Raw genomic sequence first — 10,567 nt, forward strand, 5'->3', positions numbered from 1 at the left:
GGGCCGAGGGCGGGGTGTAGTCGGCCGTGTTGGTCGCCGGGTCCCAGCCGCGCCACTCGTACGCAGGCCGGGCCCACGCCGGGAACTCGCTGTCCACGCCGGTCGCGCGCACCGGGTTGTCGCCGCTGTTGTAGTACGCGGTGTGCTCGGAGTCGGCGTAGAACCAGTTGAAGGTGTAGTTGATGTGCTGCACCGCCTTCTGGAAGGAGTCCGGGCCCTTGACGTAGCCCGGGTCGTTCAGCATCTGGAAGCCGATGATGGAGTCGGCCTCGTGCAGGAAGGACGAGCGCAGGGTGGTGTAGGCGACCCGCTTGCCGCCGACCGTCGCGCGGGACTCGACGGGGCCGTACTTCGTGCGCCAGACGCGCATGGTGTACGAGCCCGCCGCGGTGCCATCGGCGACCGTGGGCTTCCAGGCGTTCTTCTGCTCGATCTTCTCCATCGGCGTGCAGGTGCCGCGGTACAGGTAGTGGTAGTCGTCCTGGCACAGTTCGACGGCGTAGGAGTCGATGATGTCCTGGCCGGAGGTCGTGGCGCTCCACGCGTAGTCCTGGCCGCGGCCTAGCTCGACGTACATGCTCAAGCCCGCGAAGGAGGCGCCGCGGGCGCTGATGCCCGGGCCCTGGATCTCCTGGAGCAGCAGCAGCTGGGGGGCGAAGTAGCCGGTCTGCGGGCCGAACACGGCGACGGGATGGCCGCTCGCGGTGTGCTTGCCGCTGACGACGAGGGCGTTGGACATGCCGCGCTTGGCGGACGACGTGGCGGTCTTCACCGCTTCGCGGGACGCACTGGTCGCACCGGCCGTGGCGGCGCTGCCGGTACGGTCGTACACGAGCGGCTCCGGCTTCACCGAGCCCGCGTCGGGCAGGGCCGCGCCCTGCGGGTCGGCGGGCTTGGTCCCGTACGGGAAGCTGCCGTCGTGCTGGGTGAGGACGGCCTCCGGGTCGTTGCGCATCCGGAAGGATTCCCAGACCTCGGTGCCCTCGGTGACGCCGTACTTCTCCTGGGCGGCCATGAGTGAGAGGGCGTTGTTGACCTCGCCGCCGCCGCCCGCGCCGAACAGCGCGCCGATGACGGAGGCCAGCGCGACCAGGTCGGTGACCTTGAAGTGCTCGATCGTGCCGGCGTTGGTGACTGAGTCCTTGTGCCCGGTCAGTACGTACTCACCGGGGAAGGTGCGCCCGCTGTCGGAGGTGTCGATATAGGAGTTGATGCCGTCGATGTAGGCCTTGACGTCGGCGAGGGCCTGGCGTCCGCGCTCGCCGTTGGTGGCGACGGCGTTGTCGATCTGCGCCTGCAGATCGGCCTCGGTGTACGGGGCGTGCCGCCAGAACTGCTGCTCGAGGCCCTGGTTGGAGGGCGCACCGCCCGCGAAGGAGGTCAGCTGTCCGCGCCCGACGTGCCGGAAGACGTCCATCAGCCACAGCCGGTCCTGGGCTGCCGCGTAGCCGGCGCCGAACTCCGTGCCGTATCGGGTGGTGCCGGTGATGTGCGGCACACCGGTCTTCTTGTCCCGGACGATCGTCACGTCACTGCGTCCGGCGGGTTTGAGGCTGGAGGCGACCTGGTCGGCGGGGACGCCGAAGGACGCGTCGTTGAAGAAGGTGTTGATCTTGTCGTTGGTCAGGCCGGGGTAGCCCTTGGCGAGGTCGGCGTAGGGCCCGAGCTGGTCCTCGGCGTGCTCGGGCTGGGTGCCGAAGGCCTGGTTGAGGAGGATCTGGGCGAGGGTGGCGTTGCCGTTCTGGCCGGGCGGCAGGATGTCCGAACACTGGGTGCCGCAGTGGTCGTTCGCCGCGGCCGTGGCCTGCGCGGTAGCTGTTTCCGAGGCGGCAGCCGGGGCAAGCGGCGACAAGAGACCTGCGATCAGGGCGCATACCGAGGCTGTCTTCAGGAACCCGGAGATTCCGCTGGGAGTTCTCATTCTGTCGAGAACGGTGCGTGGGGCACGCCGTGGCATGGGGGGATCCTCCCGACGGGGGTGGGCCGGATGTTACCGCCGGTATCCCCCGGCTTGAAGATGAACAAGCGTCACTTTTTGAAGTCGGCACAACAGACACACGGACCACGGCAATCGGCCCGCGAGTCTCTCGGGGCCGCTTATGGAGGCCATTTGAAATCGGATGGAGCCGATTCGCTTGTCGATACGTCTATTCGGCGACGTCCGTTCGACGACGCCGAAGTGACCGGATTACGTGCAGGTGTGACGGAGGTGCAGGACGATGGCCGGTTTCCGGAGTCTGGCGAGACAGGTCCGCGATCCGCGGTGCGATCTGGCCCTGCGGCGCTATTCGCTGCGTAAGTGCCTTGAGAGGTTCGCCCCTTACGGACACAGGGCGACCTGGGACCATCTGTGCTCCCGGGCAGGGTTCGGTCCCGAGGACCGCTCCCCCGATCCGGTGCGGCTCGTGGCCGCACTGGACGAGCTGGAGGAGGCGCGGGCGGTCTGGCAGGCCTACGAGGTCGGGTTCGCCGAGCGCCGCAGGAAGGAGAAGCACGACGGGCTGCGCAGGCCGGGCAGTGTGGACGACTGGCACCGGCTGACCTGGGGCGGTTTCGGTGTGGCGTGGTGCGACGATCCGGCGGTCCATCCCCGTGAACCGCTGGCCGAGGTGCTGCGCCGGCTGATCGCCGCGCTGGAGCGCGAGCCGGGCTCGGCCTGCCCGGTGTGCCGCGGGGAGCAGCTCGTGTGGAGGTACGACCTGGACCACGAACCCTCGTCCGGTCCGGTCTGCACGGACTGCGGGATCCTGGTGCCGCGTCCCGTGCTCACGCCCGAGTCCCTGGCGTACGCCCGGCGGGCGAGGCTGTTGGTGTCGGCTTGACGGATGCGGGTGCGCGGGGGGTGCGCCGGGGATGCCGCACCCCCACTGTCGGTGGTGACCGGCACCATCGACACCATGATGCAGGTGTGCCTGAACGGTTCGCGGACGGCCGCTGACGGTGTGGCCGTGCCGCTGACACCCGAGTCGATGGCCGACGCGGCCGCCGGGGCCGTGGCCGCGGGGGCGAGGGACATCCACGTCCACCCCAAGACGCCGTGCGGGCGGGACACGTTGTCGCCGCGGGTGCTCGCGGTGACGCTGTCGGCGATCCGGGCGCGGGTGCCGGTGCCGGTCGGAGTGACCACGGGCGCCTGGGCGGAGCCCGGCCCCGCCGCCCGGCTGGAGCGGATCCGCGCGTGGACGGTGCTGCCCGACCACGCCTCGGTCAACTGGCATGAACCGGGGGCGGAGGAGACGGCCGCGCTGCTCATGGAGCGCGGGGTGGGCGTGGAGGCGGGCATCCGGTCCGGGACGGACGGCGCGGAGCGGTTCGCCGCCTCGCCGCTCGGGCCGGGCGGGCGCTACCCGTGACCGCCCCGGTCCACCATCAGACGGGAACCCGTGAGGCGTTCACCGAAGACGTCGTCCGGGTTGGACAGGACGCAGGTGTCCAGGGAGAGGCAACCGCAGCCGATGCAGTCGGTGAGGTGGTCCCTGAGGCGGTTCAGCTGCTTGATGCGCTCTTCCAGTTCGGTGCGCCAGACCTCGGAGAGGTGCGCCCAGTCCTCCCGGGTTGGGGTGCGCTCCTCGGGGAGTTCCGCGAGTGCGTCGCGGATCGTCGCCAGGGGGATGCCGACCCGTTGCGCGGCCCGGATGAAGGCGACCCGGCGAAGCGTGTCGCGGGAGTAACGGCGCTGGTTGCCCGCGGTCCGGCGACTGCTGATCAGGCCCTTGGACTCGTAGAAGTGCAGGGCGGAGACGGCGGCGCCGCTCCGCGCCGCGAGCTGGCCGACCGTGAGCTCATGGATCTTCTCTGGGATCTGGGGCACCCCTCGAACCCTACCGAGTCCGTTGACACAGCCCGCACGGCCGACCATGCTAAGCAGTCGCTTAGACACGGAGCACGCAGCCCTGCACACGAGAGGCCTGGAAGACATGGCAGAGCCGAGGATCTTCACGTCCGTCGACGACCTGAAGTCGGCGGTGGGCGAACAACTGGGGTACACCGACTGGCTCGACATCGACCAGAAGCGGATCGACCTCTTCGCGGAGGCCACCGGTGACCACCAGTGGATCCACGTCGACCCGGAGAAGGCCGCCGCGGGCCCCTTCGGCACCACCATCGCGCACGGCTATCTGACCCTGTCCCTGCTGCCCCTGTTCGGACCGCAGCTGATCGCCGTCGAGGGCGTGAAGATGGGCGTCAACTACGGCACGAACAAGGTGCGTTTCCCCGCCCCGGTCCCCGTCGGCTCCCGCCTGCGCGCCACCGCGGCGATCAGCGCCGTCGACGAGGTGCCGGGCGGCGTCCAGGTGGCCGTCGCCTTCAGCGTCGAGCGTGAGGGCGGCGACAAGCCGGTCTGCGTCGCCGAGTCCGTGGCGCGCTACTACCTCTGAGGCGGGGCTCAAGCGGCTGAGGCGGCCGGTCCGGTGCGTCGGGAGCGCGACGCCGGCGTCGAGACGCCGACGTCGAACGGTCGGTGGAGGTGCAGGTGCCGGAGCGCGGGAGCTCGGCGCTCGCGTCGAGCCGGTCGGTGGACGTGCCGGACCTCAGGCCGCCGGGCCCTGGGCCCCGACCATCCGCAGCACCAGGTCGGCGTACAGCTCGCCGACCTGTTCCGGCGTCCGGGGCCCGTCGACGTTGAACCACCGCGCCACGTCGATGCACAGCGACAGCACGGCCAGCGTGGTGCCGTGCACGTCCACGACCTCGAACTCGCCCGACCGCGCGCCCTCCTCGATGATCCCGCGCACCTCACCGTCGACCTGGCGGCGCAGGGCGAGGATCTCGGCGCGGGCGTCGGGCCCGAGCGAGTCGAGTTCGTACTGCACGACCCGAGCGGTGGTACGCCCGCCCGCGTGCCAGCGCACGAAGGAGCTCACCGCGTCGGCGAGCCGCTCGGTGGCGCTGCCCTCGCGGCGGGACGCCGTCCGCAGGATCTCCAGGGCCTTCTCGTGCCCGATCCTGCTGATGCGGTGCAGCAGCTCTTCCTTGGTCTTGTAGTGGATGTAGAGCGCCGCCGGGCTCATTCCGGCGCGGCCCGCGATGTCACGGGTCGTCGTGGCGTGGTAGCCGCGCTCGGCGAAGGCCTCCACCGCGGCGATCAGCAGCCGCCGCGCCGCGTCGGGCGTGACCTCGCCCCACGCCTGCGCCTCGCCGCCGGCCGTCTCCTCCGCCGTACTCATCCGCTCACCCCTCTCCACTGGCAGGAGGAACACCATACCGCCGAAGGTGAGCGAGCGCTTAGCGTGGCCGCTCAGTGCTTCTCGAACGGGGCGTAGGAGGGGGCCGCACCGTCCTGCCGGTCACGGATGACCTTGGCCAGCGTGAAGGAGGACGTGACCAGGTACAGGACGGCGATGGCGAGGAAGCCCCGAACCCAGGCGTCGGCGCTCAACTGGTAGATGCCGACGGCGGTGGCCGCCATGGCGACGGCGAAGGAGGCGACGGCCTGGCCGTAGAAGGCGGCCGTGTTCTGCTGCTTGCCCGGTGTGTCACTCATGGGGGAAAGCATCGGCGGACGTGGCCCGCGCCACATCCGCCGAAGTACTCAGACGTGTACTCAGAACGCCGAGACACCCGTCAGCGCCCGCCCGATGACCAGCTTCTGGATCTGGCTCGTGCCCTCGTAGAGGGTCATCACGCGGGCGTCCCGCAGCAGCTTGCCCGCCGGGTACTCGTCGATGTAGCCGTAGCCGCCGAAGACCTGGAGCGCGTTGTTGGCGGCGCGGACGGCGGCCTCCGATGCGAACAGCTTGGCCTTGGACGACTCGACGGCGAACGGCCGCCCCCGGTCGATCAGGTCGGCGACCCGCCAGGTCAGCAGCCGGGCGGCGTCGACGTCCAGGGCGATGTCGCTGAGCAGCTCCTGGACCAGCTGGTGGTGGGCGATGGTCCTGCCGAACTGCTCACGCTCCCCCGCGTAGCGCACGGCCGCGTCGAGGGCGGCCTGGGCGATGCCGACGCAGCCCGCTGCGACCGACATCCGGCCCTTGGCGAGAGCCGACATGGCGATGGAGAAGCCCTTGCCCTCCTCCCCGAGCAGCGCGGAGGCCGGTACGCGCACGTCCTCCAGGGCGAGTTCGGCGGTGGCCTGGCCGCGCAGCCCGAGCTTGCCGTGGATGGTGCGGCGGGTCAGGCCGGGCGTGTCGGCCGGGACGAGGAAGGCGGAGACGCCCTTGTGGCCGGGGGCGTCCGTGGAGCGGGCGAAGAGCAGGACGACGTCGGCCCAGGTGCCGTTGGTGATGAACGTCTTGGTGCCGTTGAGGACGTAGTCGTCGCCGTCCCGTACGGCCCGGGTCGCCAGGTTGCCCGCGTCGGAGCCCGTGCCCGGCTCGGTCAGGCCGAAGCAGCCGACCGACGCGCCGGAGGTCAACCCGGGCAGCCAGCGCCGCTTCTGCTCCTCGTTCCCCCAGGCGGCGACGGTCTTGGCGACCAGCCCGAGGGAGACGGAGACGATGCCGCGCACGGACGAGTCACCCCGGCCCAGTTCCTCCGTGACCAGGCAGTACGCGAGGTGGTCGCCGCCGGAGCCGCCGTACTCCTCGTCGATCGTCAGGCCCAGGAAGCCGACCTCGCCGAGCTTCTCGACGATCGCCCGGTCGACCTCCTCGGCGCGGTCCCAGGCGACGACGTGCGGGGTGATCTCGCGCTCCACGAAGTCCCGCGCGAGCTGCCGGACCGCGCTCTGCTCCTCGCTGAGCCCCAGATTCACCACAGGTCACCCCATTGAAAGGCGTACATTTAAATTAGCACTGCTAGTTTCGCTGCGCAGCCCTACTATGTGCGCCATGGCCCGACCGCGCAAGCCCTTGCTCAGCACCGACCGGATCGTCGAGACGGCCCGCGCGCTCGTGGACGCGGAGGGTCTGGCCGCCGTCTCCACGCGGCGGCTCGCGGCCGAACTGGGGGTCAGCGGGCCCTCGCTGTACAACCACTTCCGCACCAAGGACGAGATCCTGGAGGCGGTCGCCGACTCGGTGAGCGGCCAGGTGGACCTGTCGATGTTCCAGGACGGCCGGGACTGGCGGACCGCGCTGCACGACTGGGCCGTCTCCTACCGGGCCGCGTTGCGCGACCACCCGAACATCGTCCCGGTGCTGGCCCGCGGCCCCGGCCGCCGCCCGGCCGGACTGCGCCTCGCGGACGCCGTCTACGGCGCGATGGTCGCCGCGGGCTGGCCCCCGGCGCAGGCCACGTCCATCGGCGCGCTGATGCGGTACTTCGTGATGGGATCCGCGCTCGGCTCCTTCGCCGGGGGATTCGTGGACGACGCCAGCGCCTACGACCCCGCCGACTACCCGCACCTCCAGCAGGCCCACCTCCTCGCCGAGCAGCAGGGCAAGATCGACGAGCGCGCCTTCGAGACCGGGCTGACGGCTCTGCTGGACGGGCTGGCACGCCAGTACGAGCAGATGCGGCGCACGGCGTAGCGATGCTTCGGCGACCACCGAAGCGTCCATGTCCCATGCTGGGGGCATGACGACGAGGGACCCCCGGGCCACGGCCCTGGCCCGGTTCGCCGCGCTGTTCGCGGACGAGACCCGGGCCGCGTGCCTGCTGGCGCTGCTCGACGGCCGGGCCTGGACCGCGGGCGAGCTGGCACGGCACGCGGGGGTCGCCGCCTCGACGCTGAGCGAGCACCTGGGCCGGCTCGTCGCGGGCGGGCTCCTCGCCGAGGAGCGACAGGGCCGGCACCGCTACGTCCGGCTGACCGACGCCCGGATCGCCCAGCTGGTGGAGGAACTGGCCGCCCAGGTCCCGCCGGGCCCGGCCGTACGGCCACGGAGCCTCCGGGAGTCGAACGCCGGCTCGGCGATGGCCCGGGGCCGTACGTGTTACGACCATCTCGCCGGGCGGCTCGGCATCGCGGTCAACGACGCGCTGACGGCCCGCGGGCTGCTGCGGCAGGAGACGGGGTTCGCGCTCACCGACGCGGGGATGGAGTGGTTCGTCTCGGCCGGTATCGCCCTCGACCGGCGGAGCCGCCGGCCGCTTGCCCGGGCCTGTCTCGACTGGACCGAACGCCGGCCCCATCTCGCGGGCGTCGCGGGCGCGGCGCTGTGCCGGCACGCCCTGGACACGGGATGGTGCGTGCGCATCGGCTCCGAGCGGGCCGTGAAGGTGACGGCGGCCGGTGAACGCGCCCTGTCCGACCTGCTGGGGGTGCAGTCGGCGGCGTTGCGGTAGCCGCGCCGCCGTCCGAAAACCGCGAGCTTCCCGGCCCTTGCCCTCCTAGCCTCCGGAGCATGATGTCGAACACCGCCCCGTCCCCTTCCGCCCGCCGGGCGGAACTGCTCGCCGCCGGTGCCGCGGCGGTCACCGTCGTGCTGTGGGCGTCCGCTTTCGTCTCGATCCGCAGCGCCGGTGACGCGTACTCACCCGGGGCGCTGGCGCTCGGGCGGCTGCTGGCCGGGGTGCTGACGCTGGGGGTGATCTGCCTGCTGCGGCGGGAGGGGATGCCGCCGCGCCCGGCCTGGCGCGGGATCGCGATATCAGGGCTGCTGTGGTTCGGCTTCTACATGGTCGCCCTCAACTGGGGCGAGCAGCAGGTCGACGCGGGTACGGCCGCCCTGGTCGTGAACACCGGGCCGATCCTGATCGCGCTGCTCGGTGCCCGGCTGCTCGGCGACCCGATGCCGCCGCGGCTGCTGGCGGGGATGGCCGTGTCGTTCGCCGGTGCCGTGACGGTGGGCCTGTCGATGTCGGGCGAGGGCGGTTCCTCGGTGCTCGGGGTGGCACTGTGCCTGCTGGCGGCGATCGCGTACGCCGGTGGTGTCGTGGCGCAGAAGCCGGCGCTGGGCTCGGCCAGCCCGCTGCAGGTGACGACGTTCGGGTGCCTGGTCGGCGCGGTGCTGTGCCTGCCGTTCGCGGGGCAGCTCGTCCAGGAGGCCGCCTCGGCACCCGCCTCGGCGACGCTCAACATGATCTACCTGGGCGTCTTCCCGACCGCCCTCGCCTTCACCACGTGGGCGTACGCGCTGTCCCGGACGACCGCGAGCCGGATGGGCGCGACGACGTACGCGGCGCCCGCGCTGGTCGTCCTGATGTCGTGGCTGTTCCTCGGCGAGGTGCCGGGGGTGCTCACGCTGGTGGGCGGTGTGCTCTGCCTGGCGGGTGTGGCGGTGTCGAGGTCGCGGGCGGCGGCCCGGGCCGCGGCTCCGGGAGGGATTCCGGAGCCGCGGCCCGAGCAAACCACGGACTCAGCTCGCTGACCCGGCCTGCGTCTCCGGCTCGGCCTGCGCCTCTGCCGCACGCGCCCGGTCCGCGAGGACCTTGATGGAGACCAAAGCGATCACCGAGAGCACGATGATGTACCCGGACACGGCCATCGACGTGCCCGTCGCCTCCAGGAGCAGCACCATCATGAAGGGCGCGAGCCCGCCGCCCGCGACGGCCGCGATCTGGTAGCCGAGGGAGGCGCCGGTGTAGCGCATCTCGGGCGTGAACAACTCGGCGAACAGGGCGGCCTGGGGGCCGTACATGATGCTCAGGAAGCAGCTGGCGACGAACGTGCCGACCGCGAGCCACAGCAGCGAACCGGTGTCGATCAGCAGGAAGAGCGGTACGGCCCACACCGCGATGCCCACAGCGCCGAAGGCGTAGACCCGGATGCGGCCGACGCGGTCGGAGAGCGCGGCGGAGGCCGGGATCAGCACCAGCTGGGTGAGGCTGACGCAGAGCGAGACGGTGAGCACCGCGCTCTTCTTCATGTCCAGCTCGCGGGTCGTGTAGTCGAGGACGCCGGTGATGAGGATGTAGAAGGTGGCGGTGTTCACGGCGAAGGAGCCGCCGGCCAGGAGCACCGTGCCCAGGTGGCCGCGCAGGATCGTGCGCAGCGGCGAGTTCCGCTCGGACTTCTCCTTCTCGGTGAGCGCCCGCTCGGCCTCCCGGAACGCCGGGGTCTCCTCGACGTGCCGGTGGATGTACCAGGCCAGGCCGAGGACCAGCAGGCCGACCAGGAACGGCACGCGCCAGCCCCAGGCCGCGAACGCCGAGTCGGTGGTGAGGGCGCCGGCCAGCAGGAAGACGGTGTTGGCGGTGACCACGCCGATGGGGACACCGAGCTGGACCACGCTGCCGTAGACACCGCGCTTGCCCTCCGGGGCGTACTCGGTGGCCAGGAGCATCGCGCCGCCCCACTGGGCGCCGACGGCGACGCCCTGGGCGACGCGCAGCAGGACGAGCAGGATCGGGGCGGCCACACCGATCGTGTCGTACGTGGGCAGCAGGCCGATGCCGGTGGTGGCCACGCCCATCAGCGTGAGCGCGAGGACGAGCATCGGCTTGCGGCCGCGCTTGTCGCCCAGGTGTCCGGCGACGATGCCGCCGATGGGCCGGGCGAGGAAGCCGACGGCGAAGGTGGCGAAGGAGGCGAGCACGCCTGCCGTGGTGCTGCCGGCGGGGAAGTACAGGTCGCCGAGTACGAGGGCGGCGGCGATGCCGAAGACGAAGTAGTCGTACCACTCGACGGCCGAGGCGAGGGCCGCCGCGGTCGCCACGCGGCGGCGGTTGCCGGCGGCGGGTGTGGTCGTGGCGGGCTGAGCGGAAGGTGCCGTGTCCATGTGGTGCACGCTCCGGGGGG

The 10,567-nt window shown here is 71.5% G+C and carries 11 protein-coding genes and 1 pseudogene; 6 read left to right on the forward strand and 6 right to left on the reverse strand.

Annotated features, from left to right (window positions below):
- Window positions 1-1,957, reverse strand: a 1,957-nt coding sequence (locus tag C1J00_RS29820; protein WP_102912106.1) for a penicillin acylase family protein, incomplete at its 3' end; no start/stop codon positions are given.
- A gap of 262 nt (window positions 1,958-2,219) precedes the next feature.
- On the opposite strand from C1J00_RS29820, the gene C1J00_RS29825 reads away from it, so the two are divergent.
- Window positions 2,220-2,822, forward strand: a complete 603-nt coding sequence (locus C1J00_RS29825) for a hypothetical protein (RefSeq protein WP_102912097.1) — start codon at window positions 2,220-2,222, stop codon at window positions 2,820-2,822.
- 75 nt (window positions 2,823-2,897) lie between these two features.
- Window positions 2,898-3,335, forward strand: a pseudogene (locus tag C1J00_RS29830) (3-keto-5-aminohexanoate cleavage protein); the annotation flags it as partial.
- A gap of 8 nt (window positions 3,336-3,343) precedes the next feature.
- Here C1J00_RS29830 and soxR read toward each other — a convergent pair.
- The gene (gene soxR, locus C1J00_RS29835) at window positions 3,344-3,811 is read right to left on the reverse strand and encodes a redox-sensitive transcriptional activator SoxR (RefSeq protein WP_102912098.1); all 468 of its coding nucleotides are present in this window, start codon (window positions 3,809-3,811) and stop codon (window positions 3,344-3,346) included.
- A gap of 106 nt (window positions 3,812-3,917) precedes the next feature.
- Between soxR and C1J00_RS29840 the strand changes: the two genes are divergently transcribed.
- Entirely contained in the window at window positions 3,918-4,379 is a 462-nt protein-coding gene (locus tag C1J00_RS29840; protein ID WP_102912099.1) for a MaoC family dehydratase, read from the forward strand.
- A 153-nt stretch (window positions 4,380-4,532) separates the two neighbouring features.
- On the opposite strand, the gene C1J00_RS29845 is transcribed toward C1J00_RS29840, so the two are convergent.
- From C1J00_RS29845 to C1J00_RS29855, 3 genes are all read right to left on the reverse strand, one after another.
- A complete protein-coding gene (locus C1J00_RS29845) occupies window positions 4,533-5,168 on the reverse strand; it encodes a TetR/AcrR family transcriptional regulator (RefSeq protein ID WP_102912100.1) in 636 nt (211 codons plus the stop codon).
- A gap of 71 nt (window positions 5,169-5,239) precedes the next feature.
- Window positions 5,240-5,485, reverse strand: coding sequence for a YiaA/YiaB family inner membrane protein (locus C1J00_RS29850; RefSeq protein ID WP_102912101.1), 246 nt, complete (start codon window positions 5,483-5,485; stop codon window positions 5,240-5,242).
- Between the two features lie 60 nt (window positions 5,486-5,545).
- Window positions 5,546-6,697 carry an acyl-CoA dehydrogenase family protein gene (locus C1J00_RS29855; protein ID WP_102912107.1) on the reverse strand — a complete coding sequence of 384 codons (1,152 nt, stop codon included), beginning with the start codon at window positions 6,695-6,697 and terminating at the stop codon, window positions 5,546-5,548.
- 67 nt (window positions 6,698-6,764) lie between these two features.
- On the opposite strand from C1J00_RS29855, the gene C1J00_RS29860 reads away from it, so the two are divergent.
- From C1J00_RS29860 to C1J00_RS29870, 3 genes are all read left to right on the forward strand, one after another.
- Window positions 6,765-7,415, forward strand: a complete 651-nt coding sequence (locus tag C1J00_RS29860; protein WP_180989737.1) for a TetR/AcrR family transcriptional regulator — start codon at window positions 6,765-6,767, stop codon at window positions 7,413-7,415.
- A 46-nt stretch (window positions 7,416-7,461) separates the two neighbouring features.
- Window positions 7,462-8,172 carry an ArsR/SmtB family transcription factor gene (locus C1J00_RS29865; RefSeq protein ID WP_102912103.1) on the forward strand — a complete coding sequence of 237 codons (711 nt, stop codon included), beginning with the start codon at window positions 7,462-7,464 and terminating at the stop codon, window positions 8,170-8,172.
- A gap of 62 nt (window positions 8,173-8,234) precedes the next feature.
- Window positions 8,235-9,197, forward strand: coding sequence for a DMT family transporter (locus C1J00_RS29870; protein ID WP_102912104.1), 963 nt, complete (start codon window positions 8,235-8,237; stop codon window positions 9,195-9,197).
- Here the strand turns inward: C1J00_RS29870 and C1J00_RS29875 are convergent.
- Window positions 9,186-10,547 (reverse strand): MFS transporter, encoded by a 1,362-nt coding sequence (locus C1J00_RS29875; RefSeq protein ID WP_102912105.1) that lies wholly within the window; start codon window positions 10,545-10,547, stop codon window positions 9,186-9,188. The genes C1J00_RS29870 and C1J00_RS29875 overlap by 12 nt on opposite strands.
- Window positions 10,548-10,567: the final 20 nt, after the last annotated feature.

This window comes from Streptomyces cahuitamycinicus (genome assembly GCF_002891435.1).
Taxonomy (GTDB): domain Bacteria; phylum Actinomycetota; class Actinomycetes; order Streptomycetales; family Streptomycetaceae; genus Streptomyces; species Streptomyces cahuitamycinicus.

What these genes read in the sequence shown, in the direction of transcription:
- C1J00_RS29850 (WP_102912101.1), bottom strand. Translation starts at nt 5,485, where the DNA reads ATGAGTGACACACCGGGCAAGCAGCAGAACACGGCCGCCTTCTACGGC.
- C1J00_RS29825 (WP_102912097.1), top strand. Translation starts at nt 2,220, where the DNA reads ATGGCCGGTTTCCGGAGTCTGGCGAGACAGGTCCGCGATCCGCGGTGC.
- C1J00_RS29865 (WP_102912103.1), top strand. Translation starts at nt 7,462, where the DNA reads ATGACGACGAGGGACCCCCGGGCCACGGCCCTGGCCCGGTTCGCCGCG.
- C1J00_RS29845 (WP_102912100.1), bottom strand. Translation starts at nt 5,168, where the DNA reads ATGAGTACGGCGGAGGAGACGGCCGGCGGCGAGGCGCAGGCGTGGGGC.
- C1J00_RS29840 (WP_102912099.1), top strand. Translation starts at nt 3,918, where the DNA reads ATGGCAGAGCCGAGGATCTTCACGTCCGTCGACGACCTGAAGTCGGCG.
- C1J00_RS29875 (WP_102912105.1), bottom strand. Translation starts at nt 10,547, where the DNA reads ATGGACACGGCACCTTCCGCTCAGCCCGCCACGACCACACCCGCCGCC.
- C1J00_RS29870 (WP_102912104.1), top strand. Translation starts at nt 8,235, where the DNA reads ATGTCGAACACCGCCCCGTCCCCTTCCGCCCGCCGGGCGGAACTGCTC.
- C1J00_RS29860 (WP_180989737.1), top strand. Translation starts at nt 6,765, where the DNA reads ATGTGCGCCATGGCCCGACCGCGCAAGCCCTTGCTCAGCACCGACCGG.